At 71.9% G+C, this 22504-nt stretch carries 20 protein-coding genes; 18 read left to right on the forward strand and 2 right to left on the reverse strand.

Features of this window, described 5'->3' with window-relative positions:
- Positions 1–31: 31 nt before the first annotated feature.
- From KF708C_RS25785 to KF708C_RS25860, 16 genes are all read left to right on the forward strand, one after another.
- Entirely contained in the window at positions 32–979 is a 948-nt protein-coding gene (locus KF708C_RS25785; RefSeq protein ID WP_059413790.1) for a LysR family transcriptional regulator, read from the forward strand.
- Between the two features lie 250 nt (positions 980–1229).
- Positions 1230–2750, forward strand: coding sequence for an aldehyde dehydrogenase (gene adh / locus KF708C_RS25790; protein WP_059413792.1), 1521 nt, complete (start codon positions 1230–1232; stop codon positions 2748–2750).
- Positions 2751–2872: 122 nt separating this feature from the next.
- Complete coding sequence (adhP, locus tag KF708C_RS25795; RefSeq protein ID WP_029043829.1) at positions 2873–3904, forward strand: alcohol dehydrogenase AdhP; 1032 nt, start codon at positions 2873–2875, stop codon at positions 3902–3904.
- 28 nt (positions 3905–3932) lie between these two features.
- Complete coding sequence (locus KF708C_RS25800; RefSeq protein WP_059413794.1) at positions 3933–4319, forward strand: DUF779 domain-containing protein; 387 nt, start codon at positions 3933–3935, stop codon at positions 4317–4319.
- Between the two features lie 415 nt (positions 4320–4734).
- Positions 4735–5553, forward strand: coding sequence for a class II aldolase/adducin family protein (locus KF708C_RS25805; RefSeq protein WP_059413796.1), 819 nt, complete (start codon positions 4735–4737; stop codon positions 5551–5553).
- Between the two features lie 113 nt (positions 5554–5666).
- Complete coding sequence (locus tag KF708C_RS25810; RefSeq protein WP_059413798.1) at positions 5667–7232, forward strand: ABC transporter substrate-binding protein; 1566 nt, start codon at positions 5667–5669, stop codon at positions 7230–7232.
- Between the two features lie 31 nt (positions 7233–7263).
- Positions 7264–8238 (forward strand): ABC transporter permease, encoded by a 975-nt coding sequence (locus KF708C_RS25815; protein WP_059413800.1) that lies wholly within the window; start codon positions 7264–7266, stop codon positions 8236–8238.
- Positions 8235–9077: an ABC transporter permease gene (locus KF708C_RS25820; protein ID WP_059413802.1), complete on the forward strand. Its 843-nt coding sequence runs from the start codon at positions 8235–8237 to the stop codon at positions 9075–9077. Before KF708C_RS25815 ends, KF708C_RS25820 begins: the two co-directional genes overlap by 4 nt.
- A complete protein-coding gene (locus tag KF708C_RS25825) occupies positions 9074–10795 on the forward strand; it encodes an ABC transporter ATP-binding protein (protein ID WP_082079869.1) in 1722 nt (573 codons plus the stop codon). Before KF708C_RS25820 ends, KF708C_RS25825 begins: the two co-directional genes overlap by 4 nt.
- On the forward strand, positions 10792–11784 hold the full coding sequence (locus KF708C_RS25830) for a 2-hydroxyacid dehydrogenase (protein WP_059413805.1): 993 nt from the start codon (positions 10792–10794) through the stop codon (positions 11782–11784). Before KF708C_RS25825 ends, KF708C_RS25830 begins: the two co-directional genes overlap by 4 nt.
- Positions 11785–11892: 108 nt before the next feature.
- Complete coding sequence (locus KF708C_RS25835) at positions 11893–13287, forward strand: aspartate aminotransferase family protein (RefSeq protein ID WP_059413807.1); 1395 nt, start codon at positions 11893–11895, stop codon at positions 13285–13287.
- Between the two features lie 25 nt (positions 13288–13312).
- Entirely contained in the window at positions 13313–14290 is a 978-nt protein-coding gene (locus KF708C_RS25840) for a DMT family transporter (RefSeq protein WP_059413809.1), read from the forward strand.
- Complete coding sequence (locus KF708C_RS25845) at positions 14287–15021, forward strand: GntR family transcriptional regulator (RefSeq protein WP_059413810.1); 735 nt, start codon at positions 14287–14289, stop codon at positions 15019–15021. The genes KF708C_RS25840 and KF708C_RS25845 overlap by 4 nt, the downstream gene beginning before the upstream one ends.
- The gene (locus KF708C_RS25850) at positions 15018–16046 is read left to right on the forward strand and encodes a histone deacetylase family protein (protein ID WP_059413812.1); all 1029 of its coding nucleotides are present in this window, start codon (positions 15018–15020) and stop codon (positions 16044–16046) included. The genes KF708C_RS25845 and KF708C_RS25850 overlap by 4 nt, the downstream gene beginning before the upstream one ends.
- Positions 16043–17131, forward strand: a complete 1089-nt coding sequence (locus tag KF708C_RS25855; protein WP_059413813.1) for a phosphotransferase — start codon at positions 16043–16045, stop codon at positions 17129–17131. Before KF708C_RS25850 ends, KF708C_RS25855 begins: the two co-directional genes overlap by 4 nt.
- Positions 17132–17163: 32 nt before the next feature.
- On the forward strand, positions 17164–18459 hold the full coding sequence (locus KF708C_RS25860) for an aspartate aminotransferase family protein (protein WP_059413815.1): 1296 nt from the start codon (positions 17164–17166) through the stop codon (positions 18457–18459).
- A gap of 104 nt (positions 18460–18563) precedes the next feature.
- Here the strand turns inward: KF708C_RS25860 and KF708C_RS25865 are convergent, their stop codons facing one another.
- A complete protein-coding gene (locus tag KF708C_RS25865) occupies positions 18564–20474 on the reverse strand; it encodes a sigma-54-dependent Fis family transcriptional regulator (RefSeq protein ID WP_059413817.1) in 1911 nt (636 codons plus the stop codon).
- Between the two features lie 212 nt (positions 20475–20686).
- On the opposite strand from KF708C_RS25865, the gene KF708C_RS25870 reads away from it, so the two are divergent.
- A complete protein-coding gene (locus KF708C_RS25870) occupies positions 20687–21094 on the forward strand; it encodes a VOC family protein (protein ID WP_029043832.1) in 408 nt (135 codons plus the stop codon).
- A gap of 6 nt (positions 21095–21100) precedes the next feature.
- Here the strand turns inward: KF708C_RS25870 and KF708C_RS25875 are convergent, their stop codons facing one another.
- On the reverse strand, positions 21101–21355 hold the full coding sequence (locus KF708C_RS25875; protein ID WP_059413819.1) for a hypothetical protein: 255 nt from the start codon (positions 21353–21355) through the stop codon (positions 21101–21103).
- Between the two features lie 187 nt (positions 21356–21542).
- Here KF708C_RS25875 and KF708C_RS25880 point away from each other — a divergent pair, with 187 nt between their 5' ends.
- Positions 21543–22502, forward strand: a complete 960-nt coding sequence (locus tag KF708C_RS25880; RefSeq protein WP_059413822.1) for an alpha/beta hydrolase — start codon at positions 21543–21545, stop codon at positions 22500–22502.
- The last annotated feature ends 2 nt before the right edge of the window (positions 22503–22504 follow it).

Consider the following 22504-nt stretch of genomic DNA (forward strand, 5'->3'; position numbering starts at 1 on the left):
GTTAACCCTGTGACCCATCGGGAGCACAGCCATGCCGAAGGAACGCAGCAGCAGACAGGACGGCGCGCCGCGCCTTGCCAAGGAAATCACGCTGCGGCAGTTCCGCTACTTCGCCGCGGCGGCCGAGACCGGGCAGTTCTCGATGGCGGCCACCGCCCAGCACGTGTCGCAGTCGGCCATCACCAACGCCGTGCTGATGCTGGAGCAGCAGCTCAGCGTGCGCCTGTTCGACCGCCTGCCGCACGGCGTGGCGCTCACCGCCGAAGGCCATCGCCTGCATCAGCGCGCGCGCGACATCCTCGACGCGGTGCAGGACACCCTGCGCGAGCCGCGCTTCCAGGCGCACAACCTCGCCGGCACGGTGCGGCTGGCGGCGTCGTACACCGTGCTGGGCTACCTGCTGCCGGGGCTGCTGGCGCGCTTTCGCAGCAACTACCCGGACATCGACTTCGACCTGCACGACATGGACCGCCCCGGCATCGAGCAGGGCGTGCTGAACGGCGAGATCGAGTTGGGCATCTGCCTGCTGTCCAATATCGAGAAGCTGCAGCGCTTCGCCCATCACACGCTGATCCGCTCGCGGCGGCAGTTGTGGGCCTCGCCTTCGCATCCGCTGCTGGCGCTGCCGCGCCTCACGCTCAAGGACATCGCGGCCCATCCGTACATCCAGATCACCGTGGACGAGAGCGAGCGCGCCACCCTGCGCTACTGGCGCAGCAAGCGGCTGGCGCCATCGGTCGCGTTCCGCACCAGTTCGATGGAGGCGCTGCGCGGGCTGGTGGCGCATGGCTTCGGCGTGACCGTGCTGTCCGACATGGTGTACCGGCCGTGGTCGCTCGAAGGCCGCCAGATCGAGGCGCGGCCGATCGCCGACGGCGTGCCGGACATGGAAGTGGGCCTGCTGTGGCAGCCCGGCCGCGCGCTCGACAAGCCGGCCGACGCGCTGCGCGAGTTCCTGATCCACGCCAGCGGCAGCTAACCCGCGCCTGTGACACCGGCGTGTCACGCTGGCGCACGCGCTGTTCCAGATTGACACACCCGCGCGCGCCGCGTCGCCCGGCGGGCGCCCGCATCTGCGCGCCGCGTGGCGCCGCCACGCCCTTGCCACGCCCCTGCCACGCCGCCGCCCGCCGCGGGCATGCCTCTTGCGGATAAGGCGGCGTGCGCGCGGCATCGCCGCACGGCGGCTGTCGCCCGACAGCGGACCACATCAAAGAACGGAGCGAGACATGGACATGGCGGAAATCGCCCAGCTGGGCGTTGCGAACCCCTACAAGGACCAGTACGAGAACTATATCGGCGGCGCCTGGGTGGCCCCGGCCGACGGCCAGTACTTCGAGGCGATCACGCCCGTCACCGGCAAGCCGTTTACGCGCGTGCCGCGCTCCAACCAGAAGGACATCGACGCCGCGCTCGACGCCGCCCACCGCGCCAAGACCGCGTGGGGCCGCACCTCCACCACCGAGCGCGCCAACATCCTGAACCGCATCGCCGACCGCATCGAGGCCAACCTCGTCACGCTGGCGGTGGCCGAGACCATCGACAACGGCAAGCCCATCCGCGAGACCACCGCGGCCGACCTGCCGCTGGCGGTGGACCACGTCCGCTACTTCGCCGGCTGCATCCGCGCGCAGGAAGGCGGCATCTCCGAGATCGACCACGACACCGTGGCCTATCACTTCCACGAGCCGCTCGGCGTGGTCGGCCAGATCATTCCGTGGAACTTCCCGCTGCTGATGGCCACCTGGAAGCTGGCGCCGGCGCTGGCCGCCGGCAACTGCGTGGTGCTCAAGCCGGCCGAGCAGACCCCGGCCTCGATCCTGGTGCTGATGGAGCTGATCGGCGACCTGCTGCCGCCGGGCGTGCTCAACGTGGTCAACGGCTTCGGCCTGGAAGCGGGCAAGCCGCTGGCGTCCAGCCCGCGCATCAACAAGATCGCCTTCACCGGCGAGACCACCACCGGGCGGCTCATCATGCAGTACGCCTCGCAGAACATCATCCCGGTGACGCTGGAGCTGGGCGGCAAGTCGCCCAACATCTTCTTCGAAGACGTGATGGCCGCCGACGACGCTTTCTTCGACAAGGCGCTCGAAGGCTTCGCCATGTTCGCGCTGAACCAGGGCGAAGTCTGCACCTGCCCGTCGCGCGCGCTGGTCCAGGAATCCATCTACGAGCGCTTCATGGAGCGCGCGCTCAAGCGCGTGGCGGCGATCAAGCAGGGCCACCCGCTCGACAAGAGCACCATGATCGGCGCGCAGGCGTCGCAGGAGCAGATGGAGAAGATCCTGTCCTACCTCGACCTGGGCAAGCAGGAAGGCGCGCAATGCCTGATCGGCGGCGAGCGCAACGCGCTGGGCGGCGACCTGTCCACCGGCTACTACGTCAAGCCCACGGTCTTCGCCGGCCACAACAAGATGCGCATCTTCCAGGAGGAAATCTTCGGCCCGGTGGTCGCGGTGACCACCTTCAAGGACGAGGACGAGGCGCTGGAGATCGCCAACGACACGCTCTACGGCCTCGGCGCCGGCGTGTGGAGCCGCGACGGCGCGCGCGCCTTCCGCATGGGCCGCGGCATCCAGGCCGGGCGCGTGTGGACCAACTGCTACCACGCGTATCCGGCACACGCGGCCTTCGGCGGCTACAAGCAGTCCGGCATCGGGCGCGAGAACCACCGCATGATGCTCGACCACTACCAGCAGACCAAGAACCTGCTGGTCAGCTACAGCCCCAACGCTCTCGGCTTCTTTTGATCCAGCGCAAGAATGCGCGCGCGGCACCGCTGGTGCAGCGCGGCCCGCGCGCGCATGATCGGATCGGCGCCCGCCGCGCGGCGGGCGCGACCGCCAACCGAATCAGCTTCAGGAGTCGACATATGACAGCGATGATGAAAGCCGCCGTGGTGCGCGAATTCGGCGCCCCGCTCACGATCGATGAAGTCCCCGTGCCCGAGCCCGGCCGCGGACAGATCCAGGTCAAGATCGCAGCCTCCGGCGTCTGCCACACCGACCTGCACGCCGCCGAAGGCGACTGGCCCGTCAAACCCACCCTGCCCTTCATTCCCGGCCACGAAGGCGTGGGCTACGTCTCCGCCGTGGGCGCGGGCGTCACGCGCGTCAAGGAAGGCGACCGCGTCGGCGTGCCGTGGCTGTACAGCGCCTGCGGCTATTGCGAGCACTGCCTGCAAGGCTGGGAAACGCTGTGCGAAAAGCAGCAGAACACCGGCTACTCCGTCAACGGCGGCTACGGCGAATACGTGGTGGCCGACCCCAACTACGTCGGCCTGCTGCCCGACAGCGTGGACTTCGTCGAGATCGCGCCGATCCTGTGCGCCGGCGTGACCGTCTACAAGGGCCTGAAAGTCACCGAGACGCGCCCGGGCCAGTGGGTGGTCATCTCCGGCATCGGCGGCCTCGGCCACGTGGCCGTGCAGTACGCGCGCGCGATGGGCATGCGCGTGGCGGCCGTGGACATCGACGACAAGAAGCTCGAGCTGGCGCGCAAGCTCGGCGCCGAAGTCACCGTCAACGCACGCACCACCGATCCGGTGGCCTACCTGCAGAAGGAAATCGGCGGCGCCCACGGCGCGCTGGTGACGGCGGTGTCGCCCAAGGCATTCGGCCAGGCCATCGGCATGGTGCGGCGCGGCGGCACCATCGCCCTCAACGGCCTGCCGCCGGGCGACTTCCCCACGCCGATCTTCGACGTGGTGCTCAAGGGCATCACCATCCGCGGCTCCATCGTCGGCACCCGCAGCGACCTGCAGGAATCGCTGGACTTCGCCGCGCACGGCGCGGTCAAGGCCACGGTCTCCACCGCGCCGCTGGAGAAGATCAACGACATCTTCACGCGCATGCGCGCCGGCGACATCGAAGGCCGCGTGGTGATGGACTTCGCCGCAAGCTGAGCATCCCGACCCGGCAAGGAGCGCCCCCATGTCCGAAGCCATCCCCACCGGCGCCGTGCGGCGCGTGGTCGCCACGCCCGCCGCGCAGGCGCTGATCGAGCGCCTGCGCGCGCAGCACGGCGAGCTGATGTTCCACCAGTCCGGCGGCTGCTGCGACGGCAGCGCGCCGATGTGCTACCCGGCCGGCGAGCTGATCCTCGGCGAGGCCGACGTCCGCCTGGGCGAGATCGGCGGCGTGCCGTTCTACATGACGCGCGCGCAGTTCGAGTACTGGCAGCACACGCGGCTGGTGATCGACGCCGTGCCCGGCTCCGGCGGCATGTTCTCGCTGGAAGGGCCGACCGGCCTGCGCTTCCTGACGCGCTCGGAATTGTTCAGCGACGAGGAGGCGGCGCGGCTGGAGCACGAAGACTGAGCCGCCAGCCAATCCGTGGCGCACGGCGGCGCGGCGCCTGCGCCACGCATCCACGCATCGCCGCCACGCGGGCACCCCGTCCCGCGCGTCCCTTGCGCCACGGCACGCACCAATCGGTGCATCCCGACCGGCGCATCTCTCGTGCATCGCTCCCCAATGCCGGGCCCGGCATGCCGCGGTGCGCCAGCCTCGGGCATGCGCTCGCCGCCCCACGCGCGTGCATGCCGCCCGCCCCGCTCGAGTAAATCCCCGATAAATCAAACAGTTGCCACCGGCTCGCGGCGCCTTGCCCGAGTCCCGGCCGGCATGGCCTGAACTTTGCGTATCGGCGACGACTGCCGGCTGTCGACAGTTGGCAACCAGATCAGCGCGCCACCGATGGCGCCTATCCACGCCTAGCCAAAGGACAGAAAACATGGGCAACACGGTCCCCTCCCTCCACATCCAGGCCGCGGCTGCGGCCACGGTTGCGACCATCTCCGCGGCGGAGCAGCGCGTGCGCGAGGATCTCGCCGCCGCCTACCGCCTGGTCGCGCTGTACGGCATGGACGACAGCATCTACACCCACATCTCGGCGCGCGTGCCCGGCACCGAGGACCGTTTCCTGATCAATCCGTTCGGCACGCTGTTCCGCGACATCACGGCGTCGTCGCTGGTGTGCATCGACCTGGAGGGCCGCATCATCAGCGCGCCGCCGGGCTGCGACGTCAACCCCGCCGGCTTCACCATCCACAGCGCGGTGCACGCCGCGCGCCACGACGCGGCCTGCGTGCTGCACACCCACACGGTGGCGGGCGTGGCGGTGTCCTCGCTGGCGTGCGGCCTCAAGCCGTCGAACCAGTGGGCGCTGCAGTTCCACGAGCGCGTGGCCTATCACGACTTCGAGGGCATCGCGCTGGACCTCGACGAGCGCGAGCGCCTGGTGGCCGACCTCGGCCCGGACAAGCGCGCGCTGATCCTGCGCAACCACGGCCTGCTCACGCTGGGCCGCAGCGTGGCGGAGGCCTTCATCCTGATGCACAACCTGGAGCGCGCCTGCCGCGTGCAGGTGGCGATCCAGTCCAGCGGGCAGCCGGAATACCCGGTGCCCGAGGCGGTCCGCGAAAAGACCGCGCGCCAGTACGAAAGCGGCGACACCAACCGCCTGCCGGGCGCGCCCGATCCCTACGCGCGCGAATGGCGCGCGCTGCTGCGCCGGCTGGAGCCGGCCGCCGCGCCTTCGTTCCGCGACTGAGCGCCAGCGGCTGGACACCAGCGGCTGAACGCCGGCGACCCGGCGCCGGCGCTTCGCCCCGTTTTTCCCTTCTTGCCTGACCCACACATCCCTAGCCCCAGGAGAGTCTCGCCATGAATCGTCGCCAACTGATCAAGATGGGTGTTGCCACCGCGGGGCTGTCGCTCGCGGGCGTGCCCTTGCACGTGCTTGCGCAGGGCAAGAAGGGAGGCGTGATCAACGCGCTGGTGCAGCCCGAGCCGTCCGGGCTGATGATCGGCATCACCCAGAACGGCCCGACCCAGCTGATCTCCGGCAATATCTACGAGGGCCTGCTGCGCTACGACGAGAAGCTGGACCCGCAGCCGGCGCTGGCCACGTCCTGGACGGTCAACCCGGCCGGCACGCTGTACACCTTCAAGCTCAAGCGCAACGTGACCTGGCACGACGGCAAGCCGTTTACCGCCGCCGACGTGGTGTTCTCCGCCGACGTGTTCCTGCGCAAGGCCCACGCCCGCCTGCGCGCCAACCTGGCCGCGGTGGAAACCATCCGCGCGGTGGACCCGTACACGGTGGAGTTCAAGCTCAAGTACCCGTTCGGCCCCTTCCTCGGCATCTTCGAGGTGGGCTCGATGCCGATGGTGCCGAAGCACATCTACGAGGGAACCGATTTCCTGACCAACCCGGCCAACGCCACCCCGATCGGCACCGGCCCGCTCAAGTTCAAGGAGTGGGTGCGCGGCTCCTACATCCAGCTGGTGCGCAACGAGCACTATCACCTGCCCGACGTGCCGCTGGTGGACTCGGTCTATTTCCACGTGATCCCCGACGCGGCCGCGCGCGCGGCGGCGTTCGAGTCCGGCAAGGTGGACCTGGTGCCGGGCGGCGCGGTGGAATACTTCGACGTGGCGCGGCTGGCCAAGCTGCCCGGCGTGCAGGTCACCACCAAGGGCTGGGAGTTCTTCGCGCCGCACTCGTGGCTGTGGGTCAACAACCGCCGCGCGCCGATGGACAACGTCAAGTTCCGCCAGGCGCTGGCCTTCGCCATCGACCGCGACGCCATCGCCAAGGTAGCCTGGCAGGGCTACGCCAGGACCGCCACCGGCCCCTTCAACAGCCACATCAAGTACTACAGCACCGACGTCGCCAAATACCCGCGCGACCTCGCCAGGGCCAAGGCGCTGCTGGCCGAGTCGGGCTACAAGGGCGAGGCGCTGCGCCTGCTGCCGCTGCCCTACGGCGAGACCTGGACCCGCTCGGCGGAGATCGTGCGGCAGAACCTGCTGCAGGCCGGCGTCAAGATCGAGATGACGCCGACCGACGTGGCCGGCTGGGGCGAGCGCCTCAACAAGTGGGACTACGACCTCGCCTTCACCTACGTCTACCAGTACGGCGACCCCGCGCTGGGCGTGGCGCGCAACTACACCTCGGACAACATCGCCCAGGGCTCGCCCTTCAACAACGTGGAGGGCTACCGCAACGCCCGCGTGGACGAGCTGTTCCAGGCCGGCGCGCGCGAGATGGACCCGGCCCGGCGCGCGGCGATCTACCGCGACGTGCAGAAGATCCTGCTCGACGAAATGCCGGTGGTGTGGATGCACGAGCTGAACTTCCCCACGCTGTACCGCAGCCGCGTCAACAACCCGATCAATTCCGGCATCGGCCTGAACGACGGCCTCGGCCGCGCCTGGCTGGCGTGATGGCGGCGCGTTCCTGTTCGAGGGGGAAGCCATGAGTCGTACCCAGCGCATGCTCAACCGGGTGGTCCAGGGCGTGCTCGCCATCCTGGTGATCGCCACCGTCAATTTCCTGCTGATCCGCGCCGCGCCCGGCGATCCGGTCTCGGTGATGGCCGGCGAGGCCGGCGCCTCCGACCCGCAGTTCGTGGCGCAGCTGCGCGCGCAGTTCGGCCTGGACCAGCCGCTGCCGCAGCAGCTCGGCAACTACCTGCTGCACGTGGCGCAGCTGGACCTGGGCTACAGCTACCGCCAGCAGCAGCCAGTGCTGAAGCTGATCCTGGACCGCCTGCCGGCCACGCTGCTGCTGACCGGCAGCGCCTTCCTGCTCTCGGTGCTGTTCGGCGTGGCGCTGGGGGCGTGGGCCAGCCGGCGTGCCGGCAGCTGGACCGACAGCGCCATCACCACCTTCGCCCTGGTGTTCTACGCCACGCCGCTGTACTGGCTGGCGATGATGGCGGTGCTGCTGTTCTCGGTGCAGCTCGAATGGCTGCCCGGCTTCGGCTACTTCACCGTGGGCGCCGACCTGCACGGGCTGGCGCGCGTGGCCGACGTGGCCGCGCACCTGGTACTGCCCGCGCTGACGCTGGCGCTGTTCTACATGGCCGTGTACGCGCGCATGACGCGCGCCTCGATGCTGGAAGTGGCGCAGATGGACTTCGTCAAGACCGCGCGCGCCAAGGGCGTGCGCCCGGGACGGATCCAGCGCGCGCACATCCTGCGCAACGCGCTGCTGCCGGTGGTGACGCTGGCCGGCATCCAGGCCGGCGGCATGATCGGCGGCGCGGTGCTGACCGAGACCGTGTTCGCCTGGCCCGGCATCGGCCGCCTGATGTTCGACGCGCTGCTGCAGCGCGACTACAACCTGCTGCTGGGCTGCTTCCTGGTCACCGCCGCGATGGCGGTCGTGTTCAACCTGATCACGGATTTCGTCTACACCCTGGTCGACCCACGGATCGAGATGCAATGAAAAACACATTCTGGCGGCGCTTCTGCCGCAACAAGGCGGCCCTGCTCGGCCTGCTGGTGATGGCGTGCATCGCGGTGCTGGCGCTGTTCGGCCCGCTGCTGGCCGGCCACGATCCGTGGGACATGGTGCAGCAGCCCTTCCTCCATCCCATGCAGGAAGCCGGCTTCGCGCTCGGCACCGACACAATGGGCCGCGACATCCTGGCCGGCGTGATCCACGGCGCGCGCATCTCGCTGCTGATCGGCGTGGTCTCGACCATGGTCTCGCTGGCGATCGGCGTGACGCTGGGCGCCATCGCCGGCTATTTCGGCGGCTGGATCGACGCCGCGCTGATGCGCTTCACCGAGCTGTTCCAGGCGGTGCCGAGCTTCGCGCTGGCGCTGGTGCTGGTGGCCATCTTCGAGCCGTCCGTCGCCTCCATCGTCAGCGCCATCGCCATCGTGTCGTGGCCGCCGGTGGCGCGCCTGGTGCGCAGCGAGTTCCTGTCGCTGCGCCAGCGCGATTTCGTCGCCGCGGCGCAACTGGCGGGGCAGTCGACGCTGCGCATCATCGTGGCGCAGATCCTGCCCAACGCCGCCTCGCCGATCGTGGTGATGGCCTCGCTGATGGTGGCCACCGCGATCCTGCTGGAATCGAGCCTGAGCTTCCTCGGCCTGGGCGACCCCAACCACATGAGCTGGGGCTACATGGTGGGCTCGGCGCGCACGGTGCTGCGCCAGGCCTGGTGGATGGCGGTGTTCCCGGGCCTGGCCATCCTGCTGACGGTGCTGGCGCTGAACATGGTCGGCGAGGGCCTCAACGACGCGCTCAACACGCGCCTGGGCGGGAGGGGACGATGAACGGCGCCGCCGCGAGCCCGGTGCTCGACATCCAGAACCTCAGCATCCGCCTGCCGGCCGGCGGCGACCGCGCGCTGGCCGTCACCGATGCCTCGCTGACCCTGCACGCGGGCCAGACCCTGTGCGTGGTGGGCGAATCCGGCTCGGGCAAGTCGATGATCGCCAACGCGGTGATGGGCCTGCTGCCGCGCCCGCACGTGGAGCCGGTGGCCGGCCGCATCCTGTTCGGGGGGCGCGACCTGCTGCAGCTCGGCGAGCCGGCCCTGCGCGAGCTGCGCGGCCAGCAGATCGGCATGGTGTTCCAGGAGCCCATGACCGCGCTCAACCCGGTCATGCGCATCGGCGAGCAGATCGCCGAGGTGTTCGACGCGCACCAGAGCCTGGGCGCCGCCGAGAAGCGCCGGCGCATCGTCGGCGCGCTGGCCGACGTGGGCCTGCCCGATCCCGGGCTGCTCTACGACAGCTTCCCGTTCCGCCTGTCCGGCGGCCAGCGCCAGCGCGTGATGATCGCCTGCGCGATGGCGCTGCAGCCGCGCCTGCTGATCGCCGACGAGCCCACCACCGCGCTCGACGTCACCACCCAGGCGCAGATCCTGCAGCTGATCCGCGAGCTGCAGCGCAAGCGCGGCATGGCGGTGCTGTTCATCACCCACGATTTCGGCGTGGTGTCCGAGATCGCCGACCAGGTGGCGGTGATGCAGACCGGCACCATCGTCGAGGCCGGCCCGGCCGCGCAGGTACTGGGCGCGCCGCGGCACGCCTACACGCGCAAGCTGCTGGCCGCCATCCCGGGCGGCCAGGCGCGCGCGCCCGGGGACGGCGCCGAATTCCACCGCGTGCTGCAGGTGCAGGACCTGTGCAAGACCTACCGCAGCGGCGGCGGCCTGTTCAGGCCCCCGCGCGAAGTGCCCGCCGCGCGCAACATCAACCTGGAGCTGCTGCGCGGGCAGACGCTGGGGCTGGTGGGCGAATCCGGCTCGGGCAAGTCCACGCTGGGCCGCTGCATCGTCGGCCTGGCGCCGTTCGACAGCGGCCGCATCCTCTTCAACGGGCGCAACCTGTCGCAAGGCAGCGGCCTGCTGCAGCGCTCGGGCGGCAAGATCCAGATGGTGTTCCAGGACCCCTACGCCTCGCTCAACCCGCGCCACCGCATCGGCGCGGCCATCGCCTCCGGCCCCATCGCCCAGGGCGTGCCGCGCGCCGAGGCGCACGCGCGCACGCTGGCGCTGCTCAAGCTGGTGGGCCTGGGGCCCGAGGCCGCCGAGCGCTACCCGCACGAGTTCTCCGGCGGCCAGCGCCAGCGCATCGGCATCGCGCGCGCGCTGGCCATGCAGCCGGAGCTGCTGGTGGCGGACGAGCCGGTTTCCGCGCTCGACGTCTCGGTGCAGGCGCAGGTGCTGGAACTGTTCGCCCAGGTGCGCGAGCAGTTCCAGCTGGCGATGGTCTTCATCACCCACGACCTGCGCGTGGCCGCGCAGATGTGCGACCAGATCGCCGTGATGCAGCGCGGCGAGGTGGTCGAATACGGCGCCACCGCGCGCGTGCTCGACGCGCCGGCGCACGCCTACACGCGCAAGCTGATCGAGGCCATCCCGCGCCTGGCGCGCGAGGCCGCGCCGGCCGCGCAGCCGGCGCCGCCAGCCATGCCGATACCCGCCGCCGCCGACGGTTTCGCGCCGGGCGGCCTGCGCGCCAGCGGCGCGGGAGGCTACGCATGAGCGCGCAGCCGACGGAGATCGCGGCCGGCGGCGCCGGCAAGCCGCCCTGCATCGCCCTGCTCAGCAGCGTGCTCGACATGCACTACCTGGCCGCGGCCTTCCGCGCGCTGCTGCCCGGAGTGGACCTGCGCCTGGGCAGCACGCCGGAGAGCCTCGGCGCGCTCGGCGAGATCGAGGCCGCGGTGTGCTGGTATCCGCCGCCCGGCGTGCTTGCCGCCATGCCGCGCCTGCGCCTGGTGCAGTCGCTCGGCGCCGGCATCGACCACTTCCACACCGACCCCGAGCTGCCGCGCGAACCGGCGCTGTGCCGCATCGTCGATACCGACATGGCCGGCACCATGACGGCCTACGTGACCTGGGCGGTGATCCACCGGCAGCGTGCGATGGGCGCCTACCTGGACAGCGCCGCCGCGCAGCGGTGGCAGGAGCAGCCCATCGTGCCGCCGGCGCGCCACCGCGTCGGCATCGCCGGGCTGGGCACGCTCGGCGTGGCCTGCGCGCGGGCGCTGCTGGCGGTGGGCTACGGCGTGCGCGGCTGGAGCCGCGGCCCCAAGGCCGGCCTGCCGGCCGGCGTCGAGTCCTTCCACGGCCCGGACGGGCTCGACGCCTTCCTGGCCGGCTGCGACACGCTGGTGTGCCTGCTGCCGCTGACCGCGCAGACGCAGGGCTTCCTCAACGCCGCGGTGTTCGCCCGGCTGCCGCGCGGCGCGCACGTGGTCAACGTCGGCCGCGGCAGCCACCTGGTCGAAGCCGACCTGCTGCGCGCGCTGGACGACGGCACGCTGGGCGCGGCCACGCTGGATGCCTTCGCGCAGGAACCGCTGCCCGCCGGCCATCCGTTCTGGCATCATCCGCGCGTGGTGGTGACGCCGCACATCGCCGCGCGCACCGAAGCCGCCGCCATCGCGCGCCAGACCCTGGACAACCTGGCGCAGCTGCGGCGCGGCCAGCGCCCGGCGATGGCAGTGGACCCGCAGCTGGGCTACTGAGACGCGCCGCCACCGATCCCCCGATACCGATACCGATACCGATACCGATACCGATACCGATACCGATACCGATACCGATACCAACGCCGACCCCGGACCCCACCTGACATGAACGTCGCCCTGCCCCCGCACGCCGGCCTTGCCGCCAGCGACATCGCCGCGCACCTGCACCCCTTCACCAATCTCGCCGCCCACCCCGACGTGGGGCCGCTCGTGATCGCCCGTGGCGACGGCGTCTACGTCGAGGACGACCAGGGCCGCCGCTACCTGGAGGGCATGTCCGGCCTGTGGTGCGCGTCGCTCGGCTTCAGCCACGCGCGCGTGGTCGAAGCCGGCGTGGCGGCCATGCGCACGCTGCCCTACTACCACACCTTCAACCACCGCTCGAATCCGCCCGCCATCCTGCTGGCGGAGAAGCTGCTGTCGCTGGCGCCGGTGCCGATGTCCAAGGTGTTCTTCGCCAACTCCGGCTCGGAGGCCAACGACACCGCCGCCAAGCTGGTCTGGTACTACCACAACGCCATCGGCAAGCCGGCCAAGAAGAAGATCATCGCGCGCCGCAACGCCTACCACGGCGTGACCGTGGCCGCGGCCAGCCTGAGCGGGCTGCAGGCCAACCACCGCGATTTCGACCTGCCCATCGACCGCATCCTGCGCACGGCCTGCCCGCACCACTACCGCGAGGGCGCGCCCGGCGAGAGCGAGCAGGACTTCGCGCGCCGGCTGGCGCGGGAGCTCGAGGCGCTGATCCTGGCCGAAGGGCCGGAGACGGTGGGCGCCTTCATCGCCGAGCCGGTGATGGGCGCGGGCGGCGTGATCGTGCCGCCGGCCACCTACTTCGAGGAGATCCAGGCGGTGCTGCGCCGGTACGACGTGCTGCTGATCGCCGACGAGGTGATCTGCGGCTTCTGCCGCACCGGCGAGATGTTCGGCTCCACCACGTTCGGCATGCGGCCCGACATCCTGACCTGCGCCAAGGCGCTTTCCTCGGGCTACATGCCGATCTCGGCGGTGATGGTCACGGAATCCGTGCACGAGGCGCTGGCCGCCAACAGCGGCAGGATCGGCACCTTCGGGCACGGCTTCACCTATTCCGGCCATCCGGTCGCCGCCGCGGTGGCGCTGGAAACGCTGCGGGTCTACGAGGAAGAGCACCTGCTCGCGCACGTGCGCGAGCTCGCGCCGCGCTTCCAGCAATTGCTGCGCGGCTACGCCGGACGGCCGCTGGTGGGCGAGGCGCGCGGCGTGGGCCTGATCGGCGCCATCGAGCTGGCCGAGGACCCGGCCGCGCGCCGCGCCTTCGACCCGGCCCGCAAGGCCGGCGCGCGGCTGGCGCAACTGGCGCAGGAAGCCGGCCTGATCGTGCGCGCGATGGGCGACACCATCGCCTTCTGCCCGCCGCTGATCATCACCGCCGCGCAGCTCGACGAGCTGTTCGCGCGCTTCGACCAGGCCATGACGGCCTTCGAGCGCGAGCACGGGCACGGCGGGAGCGCGGCATGACGTGCCCGCGCCTGGCCCCGCGCTGATGCCCACCCCCGCCACCGCCGCCACCGCCGCCACCGCCCCGGCACCGGGCGCCGCCGGCGCGCTGCCGGCTTGCCCGGCCCGCGCGCGCCGCGACGGTATCGCGCTGTTCTTCTGCGCGCTGGTGGCGTTCGCCACCTACGACGCCTTCTGCAAGTGGATGCTGATGCGCGGCAACCCGCCGTCGCTGATGAACCTGGCGCGCTACCTCAGCGTCAGCGCCATCGCGCTCGCGTGGCTGCTGCGCCAGGGCGACCTGCGGCTGTGGCGCACGCCGTGCCGGTGGCGGCTGCTGGCGCGCGGGCTGGCGCTGGCCATCGTCGCCACCTGCTTCATGGCGGCGCTGGTGCAGATGCCGCTGGCCGAGGCCACCGCGATCTACTTCACCGCGCCGCTGATGATGGTAGCGCTGTCGCCGGCGCTGCTCGGCGAGCACGTCGGGCGCGCGCAGTGGGGCGCGGTGCTGGCGGGCTTCGCCGGCATGCTGCTGATCGTGCGCCCGGGCGGCGACCTGCCCGCGCTGGGCACCGCGCTGATGATCGTGTCGGCCGTGTGCTACGCGCTGTTCCAGCTGCTGACGCGGCAACTGGCCGGCCAGGTGGCGGGCGCCACCATGTACGCGTGGACCGCGCTGATCTGCCTGCTGGCAACCGGCGTGCCGGCGCTGCTGCTGTTGCCCGCGACCCTGCCGCCGGCTGGCGAGCTGCTGCTGATGACCGCCGGCGGCGCCTGCAGCGGCGCGGCGCAGATGCTGCTGCTGGCCGCGTTCCGCCGCGTGTCGGCGTCCACGCTGGCGCCGCTCAACTATTTTCAACTGCTGCTCGCCGTGCTGATCAGCACCTTCGTCTTCCAGCGCGCGCCCGACGCCGTGGCGCTGGGCGGCATCGTGCTGATCGTGCTGTCGGGCGGCTATCTGGCCTGGCGCGGCCGGCCCGCCGGCGGCGTGGCCATGCCGGGCACCGAAGGATCGAGATCATGACCAAGCCGTCGACCCCGCCGCAGGAGCCGGCCTCGCCGTTCGCCTCCATCGAAGTCTCCGACCTGGTGGCGGCGGTGGAAGCCCAGCTCACCCAGGCCATCGTGGAAGGCCGCCTGCCGCCCGGCAGCCGCATCGTCGAGGCCGACATCGCGCGCCGCATGAACGTCAGCCGCGCGCCGGTGCGCGAGGCCGCGCGCCGGCTGGAGCGCCAGGGCGTGCTGGTCTCGCGCCCGCGCCACGGCTTTGCCGTGCGCACCGTGACCGCGCGCGAGATCGACGACCTGTTCGCGGTGCGCCTGAACCTGGAGACGATGGCGGCGCAACTAGCCTGCCGCCACGCGCCCGAGGCCGGCCTGCAACTGCTCGGCGAGATGGTCGAGCGCATGGTGCAGGAGGCCGAGTCGCTGCCGCAGATCGAGCGCGTGGCGCGCGACCTGGCCTTCCATACCGCGATCTGCGAGCTGTCCGGCAACGCCTACCTGCACCGCGTGTTCTCGCACATGCAGACCGAGATCCGCATGATCGTGGCGCTGATCGACAGCGTCTACCACGATCCCAGGGCCGTGGCCGAGACCCACCGCCCGATCGTCGAGGCGCTGGCGCGGCGCGACGAAGCCGCCGCGGCGGCGGCGCTGCGCCTGCACATCGAGGATGCCCGCGTGCGCGTGCGGGCCGTGTTCATGCAAAAGCAGGGCGCCGCCGAGGCGCCGCAGATGGAGCCAACCCCATGAAAGTCGTCTACAGCGATCATCACCTGGCGCACGATCCGCGCGCCTTCATCGTGCGCGGCCGCATGCAGCGCAGCAACGAGCAGCCCGAGCGCGCGCTGCGCCTGCTGGCGGCCGCGCGCGCCGACGGCCACGAAGTGATCGCGCCGCCCGACCTCGGCGCCGGCCCGCGCGCGGCGGTCCACACGCCCGAATACCTGCGTTTCCTGGAAACCGCCTACGCGCGCTGGCGGCAATTGCCCGACGCCTCCGAGGAGGTGCTGCCCAACATCCACCCGTTTCCGGGCCAGCCCTGCACCTATCCGGAGAGCGTGGTCGGCCAGGCCGGCTTCCACATGGGCGACACCGCCTGCTCGATCGGCCCCGACACCTGGCGCGCCGCCACCGGCGCGGCCAACGCCGCGGCCCACGCCGCCCAGTTGGTGGCCGACGGCGAGCGCGCCGCCTACGCGCTGTGCCGCCCGCCCGGCCACCATGCCTACGTCGACCGCGCCAACGGCTTCTGCTACCTGAACAACTGCGCCATCGCCGCCCAGCACCTGCGCCAGTTCCACGCGCGCGTGGCCATCCTCGACATCGACATGCACCACGGCAACGGCACGCAGGGCATCTTCTACCGCCGCAGCGACGTGCTGACGGTGTCGCTGCACGGCGACCCGCGCCTGTTCACGCCGTTCTTCACCGGCCACGCGCACGAGCGCGGCGAAGGCGAGGGGCTGGGCTACAACCTCAACCTGCCGCTGGCGCGCGGCACCGGCGACGACGCCTACCTGGCCGCGCTGGCCGAGGCCTGCGCCACCATCCGCGCCTACGCGCCCGGCGCGCTGGTGGTGGCGCTGGGGCTGGACGCGCACGAGCGCGACCCGTACCAGGCGCTCGCCGTGACCACGCCGGGCTTCGCCCGCATCACCGCCGAGATCGCCCGGCTCGGCCTGCCCACCGTGCTGGTGCAGGAAGGCGGCTACCTGTCCGACGACCTCGGCCCCAACCTGTCGAGCGCGCTGCGCGGCTTCGCGGGGGCGGCATGAGCGCGGCGGCGGCCGCGCTGCCCGAAGCCGGCGTACCGGAAACCGGCGTGCTCGAAGCGGGCTCGCCCGAGGCGCCGCTGGCGTGGGCGCGCGCGCTGCTGGCCCGGCACTACGGGCTGGCCGGCAGCCTGAGCGCGCTCACCGGCGAGCGCGACCGCAACTTCCTGCTGGAGACGCCGGCCGGCGCGGGCGAGCCCGCGCGCTACATGCTCAAGATCTCCCACCCGGCGGAAACCCCGCTGGTGGCGGATTTCCAGACCCAGGCCCTGCTGCACGTGGCGCGCGCCGACCCGGCGCTGCCGGTGCAGCGCATCGTGCCGACGCGCGACGGCGCCCCTTCCTTCCTGGCCGAGGCGCCGGCCGGCGAGGCCCGCGTGGTGCGCCTGTTCAGCTACCTGCCGGGCCTGCCGCTGCCCAAGGCGCGGCGCTCGCCGGAGCAGGCGCGCGCGCTGGCGCGCATGCTGGCGCGGCTGGACCTGGCGCTGCGCGAGTTCCGCCACCCCGCCGGCGCGCTGGCGCTGCCGTGGGACATCCAGCGCGCCGACCGCGTGCGCGGCCTGCTCGGCAGCGTGGCCGATCCGGCGCGGCGCGCGCTGGCCCTGCGCGCGCTCGACCGCTTCGACGCGCAGGTCAAGCCGCGCCTGCCCGCGCTGCGCGCCCAGCCCATCCACAACGACTTCAACATCTACAACCTGCTGGTCGACCCGCACGACCACGACCGCATCGCCGGCGTCCTCGACTTCGGCGACATGGTGCACGCGCCGCTGGTCGACGACCTGGCCGTGGCCGCCGCCTACCAAGTCGATCCCGCCGCCGACACGCTGGCCACGCTGGCCGGCTTCGTCGCCGCCTACCACGCGGTGCTGCCGCTGCGCGCGGAGGAGATCGACGTGCTGTTCGACCTGGTGCAGGCGCGCCTGGTCATGGTGGTGACCATCAGCGGCTGGCGCGCCGCGCGCCAGCCGGACAACGCCGACTACCTGCTGCGCAACAACGCGGTGTCGTGGGCGCGGCTGGCGGCCTGCGATGCCATCGGCGCCGCGCAGGCCCGCGCGGCGCTGCGCCGCGCCTGCGGCATGGCGTGAATGCGCACACCACGCAACCGACAAGGAACGAGATGACCATCGCCCCGGCCGACCCCGGCACCGCCGCCCTGCTGGCACGCCGCGCGCGCGTGCTCGGGCCGGCCTACCGCCTGTTCTACGAGGAGCCGCTGCACGTGGTGCGCGGCGAAGGCGCCTGGCTGTACGACGCCGCGGGCCGGCGCTACCTGGACGCCTACAACAACGTGGCCGCGGTCGGCCACTGCCATCCGCACGTGGTGGAAGCCATCGCGCGCCAGGCGGCCGTGCTGAACACGCACACGCGCTACCTGCACGACGGCATCCTCGACTACGCCGAGCGCCTGCTGTCCACCATGCCGGACGCGCTCGGCCACGCCATGTTCACCTGCACCGGCAGCGAGGCCAACGACCTGGCCATGCGCATCGCGCGCGCCCACACCGGCCACGAAGGGCTGATCGTCACGCGCTTCGCCTATCACGGCGTGACCGAGGCGCTCGCCGAGGCGTCGCCCTCGCTCGGGCAATACGTCACGCTGGGCGAGCGCGTGCGCACGGTGCCCGCGCCGGACAGCTACCGCGGCACGCCCGGGCAGATCGGCGCGGCCTTCGCCGACGGCGTGCGCGCGGCCATCGGGGACCTGCGCGCCCACGGCATGCGCCCCGCCGCCCTGCTGGTCGACACGGTGTTCTCCAGCGACGGCATCTTCACCGACCCGCCCGGCTTCCTGGCCGAGGCCGTGGCGGCCGTGCGCGCCGCCGGCGGCATCTTCATCGCCGACGAGGTGCAGCCCGGGCTGGGCCGCACCGGCGATCATTTCTGGGGCTTCCAGCGCCACGGCCTGGTGCCCGACATCGTCACCGTGGGCAAGCCGATGGGCAACGGCCACCCGCTGGCCGGCCTGGCCGCGCGCCCCGAGGTGCTGGCCGCGTTCGGCCGCCGGTGCCGCTACTTCAACACCTTCGGCGGCAACCCGGTGGCGGTGGCGTCGGGCATGGCGGTGCTGGACGTGATCGAGCGCGAGCAGCTGGGCGCCAGCGTGCGGCGCGTGGGCGAGCACCTGCGCGGCCGGCTGCGCCAGCTCGCGCGGCGCCATGCGCCGGTCGGCGAAGTGCGCGGCGCGGGGCTGTTCGTCGGCGTGGAGCTGGTCGCGGACGCGCGCAAGACGCCCGCCACCGCGCTGGCCGCGCGCGTCGTCAACGAACTGCGGCGGCGCGGCGTGCTGGTCGGCACCACCGGCCCGCACGCCAGCATCCTCAAGATCCGGCCGCCGATGGTGTTCAGCGCCGCGCAGGCGGACCTGCTGGCGGACACGCTGGACGCGGTGCTCGGCGAGGTGGCGGCCGGCTGACGGGCGGCTGATGGCCGGCGGCGTACCCGCAATCCGGGCGACGGACGCGATGGCCGCCAGCCCGAAGAAAAACCAACTTCCGGGCCAGGATCTTGCCGAGGATCCTAGCCGCCCTGCTTCAGCCTTCGGTAGATGGTGTTGCGCGACACCCCAAGCTCGCGCGCGGCCAGGCTGACGTTGCCGGCATGCCGGGCCAGCGCCTGGCGGATCAGGCCGGCCTCGGCATCGCGCAGCGGGGCGGCCGCGCCGCACGGCGCGGCGGGCGCGGAGGGCGTGGCGAGCGGGGCAGCCGCGCCCGGCTCGTCGAGGAAATCCTCCGGCAGATGCGCCAGCCCGATCTCGGCCTCGCCTTCGGCCATGATCGCGGCGGTGCGCAGCACGTTGACCATCTGCCGCAGGTTGCCCGGCCACGGATGGCGCTGGAAGCGCGCCATCACCTCGCCCGACACGCGCAGTGGATGCGCGCCGCCGCCGTGCGCGGCCTCGCACGGCGCGAGCTGCTGCGCCAGGATGCGCGCCACCAGCACCGGCAGATCGGTGCGCTCGCGCAGCGCCGGCAGCGTGACCGCCAGCGCGTTGATGCGGTAGTAGAGGTCTTCGCGGAAGGTGCCGGCGGCGATCATCGCGCGCAGGTCGCGGTGGGTGGCGCAGATAATGCGCAGGTCCACCGGGACCGCGCGCGCGGCACCCAGCGGCGTGACCGCGCGCTCCTGCAGCACGCGCATGAGCCGCACCTGCTGCGCCAGCGGCATGTCGCCGATCTCGTCGAGGAACAGCGTGCCGCCGTGCGCCTGCACCAGCTTGCCGGGGCTGCCGCGCCGGCGCGCGCCGGTGAAGGCGCCGTCCTCGTAGCCGAACAGTTCCGCCTCGATCAGCGATTCGGGAATCGACGCGCAGTTGACCGCCACGAACGGCGCCTCGCCGCGCGGCGAGGCGCGGTGGATGGCGCGCGCCAGCCATTCCTTGCCGGTGCCGGTGCGGCCGAGGATCAGGATCGGGATGTCGCGCCCGCGCACCTTCTCCACGCGCTGCAGCACGGCGGCCATGCGCGCGTCGCCGGTGTCCAGCGCGGCCAGCGGCGAGGCCTGGCGCGGCGGCGCGGCGGGCGCCGCCGCGCGGCGCGCGGGCAGCAGCGGCGCGGTGCGCGCGAATACGTGCACGCGGCTCGGCAGCGTGAGGGTGAGCAACTGCCCGCTGTCCGCGCCGCCGCGCTGCAGCGCGGCGCCCAGCGGCATGCCGAACAGCGTGGCGAAGTCCTGCCGGTCCAGCATGCCCGGCGACAGCCCTAGCTGGAACAGCCCGCTGCGGTTGGCGGCGAGGAAGGTGCCGTCGGGCGCGAACGCGGCCATGCCTTCGAACAGCGTGCCGACGAACTCCGGCCTGGCATGGAAGCGCACCAGCGCGCCTTCGGTGAAATGCGTGGCGAACAGGTGGTTCTCGATCATCTGCGCCGACATCCGCACCAGCGCCATCGTGTGCTTGTGGAAGCCGCGGTGGTCGCCGCTGACGTCGAGCGCGCCGAGGATCTCGCCGTGGGGCCCGGCGATGGGCGCGCACGAGCAGGTCAGCAGCCGGTTGGCGCGCAGGAAATGCTCGCCGGCGTGGACCACGGCGGGGCGGGCCTCGGCCAGCGCGGTGCCGATGGCGTTGGTGCCCTTGCTCGACTCCGCCCACGACACGCCCGGCGCCAGCGCCACGCGCCGGGCGCGCTCGGCGAACTCGCTGTCGCCGAGGCTGTGCAGGATCACGCCGCCGCTGTCGGTGAGCAGCACCATGCTGTCGGTGCCGGCGATCTGCGCATGAAGCGTTTCCATCACCGGCAGCGCGTGCTTGTACAGCATCTGGCTGGCGTCGACCAGTTCGTGCAGCGCGCGCTGCGGCAGCGGATGGAAGTCCCCCGCGTGGGCGGCTTCGAGGCCGAAGCCGAGCGAGCGCGCGTGCGCGCGGGCCAGCAGGGAGGCGCGCTCCTGGTCGTCGGATGGTGCCGCGGCGTGGCGGGCAAGCGGGCTGCTCATGGCGGCTGGTCTCCTGTTCTGGATCCCGGCCTAGCCGGGTCTGGCCGTCTCGATGCGCGCGACCGGCGCGCATGGCAGCCTTGCCGCGAAACCTTATCACAAGCGGCCGGGGCCGGGCCAGCGCGCCGGCGCCGGCCGCGGGCCGGGTGTAAAGTACGTGCTTTCCCCGCTACCGCCGCGCCCGTGGCGCGCGCGCTTTCGAGAGGCACATGATGAGCATCGTGATAGACCGCTTCGACCACATCGTCCTCAACGTGAAGGACGTCGAGGCCAGCGCCGCGTGGTACGAAAGCGTGCTCGGCATGACGCGCGAGGATTTCGACTCGCGCACCGGCAAGCGGGTCTCGCTGCGCTTCGGCCAGCAGAAGATCAACCTGCGCCCGCTCGGCACCGACACCGTGGCGTGGTTCACGGGCGCGCGTCCCACCTCCGGCAGCGACGACCTGTGCTTCATCACGCGCAATTCGCCCGAGAGCGTGATCGCGCACTGGCTGGCGCACCACGTGCCGGTGGAGGCCGGGCCGGTGCACCGCACCGGCGCGCTGGGGCCGATGACGTCGGTCTACTGCCGCGATCCGGACGGCAACCTGATCGAAGTCGCGTCCTACCCGGCGCACTGAGCCGGGCTAGCGCTTGCCGTCGAGCAGGTCGTTGAGCAGGTCGTCGAACGCGGCCTGCGCGTCTTCGAGCGCCTGCAGCGCGGCGTCGAAGGTGGTCAGCGCCATCTTGGAGGGATTGCCGGTGCCTTGTGGCGGGAACTGCCCTTGCAGCGCCGTGAAGGCCACCTGCACCTGCCGCGTGGCGCCGACCACGCGCTCCATCGCCTGCGCTTCCTCGGTGCGTTTCTGGCCGGCCTGGGCCGGGTCGTTCTGCTCGCTCATGGGACTGGCTCCGTGCGCGGCCGCACGGGCCGCCGTTGATGTGTGGCCGTATCGTACAAGAAGACGCGCGGGAACCGGGCGCGCAAGAACTCGGCGGGGCCCGGCCCGGTCGAAGCCGTGGCCGCGCGCAATGCCGCGGGCCTGCGCGCCGTCCCCCGGCGGCGCCGGATAATTTCGCGAACCGAGCATGTCGTCATCCCTTTCCCGCAAGACGCTCGCCGCCGCCCTGCTCACGGCGGGCGGCTTCACCTTCTACTGGACCTATCTCACGGTGAACCAGGGCCGGCTGCTGTTCGACGCGCGCCGCCGGCCGCCGCGCGCGCTGCCCGCCGGCGTCGCCGCCTATTCGCACGAGGTGCCCGGCGGCCTGCTGCGCGGTTATGTGTACGGCGCGCCACCGGCGCCGGACGGCGAGCGGACGCTGGCACGGGAAATGGCACAGGAAATGGCGCAGGAAACCGCGCGCGAAACCGCGCGCGACCTGCTGTTCTACCTGCCCGGGCGCGGTGAGGACGTCCTCGTCACCATGCAATACCTGGCGTGGCTGCCGCCGGGGGTGGGTTTCGCCACGCTGGACTACCGCGGCGTGGGCCATTCGGACGGCGCGCCGTCCGAGGCCGCCGCCGTGGCCGACGCGAGCCAGTTCCTGCTGCACCTGCGCCGCGTCTTTCCCGGCACGCGCGTGCATGTGGTCGGGCGCAGCCTGGGCACCGGCGTGGCCATCCAGCTTGCGGACCTGCAGGATTTCGAAAGCCTGCAGTTGATCACGCCCTACGATTCGCTGCTGGAGATCGTGCGCAAGCGCTTTCCGCTGGTGCCGCTGCGGCAATTGATGCGCCACCACTTCGATTCCATCTCCCATTGCAAGAAGGTGGTGCAGAGCACCAAGGTGCTGCTGGCCGAAAGCGACGACGTGGTGCCGCACGCCTGCTCGGAGCGCCTGATGGCCGCGTGGCCGATGCCGGTGGCGCAGGAAACGGTGCCGGGCACCGATCATTTCACCATCATCGAGCGGGCCGAGACCTGGCGGGCGCTGGCGGCATTCGCGCAGCAGGTGGGCCTGCCGGGCGAGCGCCCGGCGCCGCTGGCGGCCGACGACGACGAAACCCCGGACCTGCGCGGCATGCCGGCGTGGGCGCCAAGGTAGAA

This window comes from Cupriavidus basilensis (assembly GCF_000876015.1).
In the GTDB taxonomy this organism is placed as follows: Bacteria; Pseudomonadota; Gammaproteobacteria; order Burkholderiales; family Burkholderiaceae; genus Cupriavidus; species Cupriavidus basilensis_B.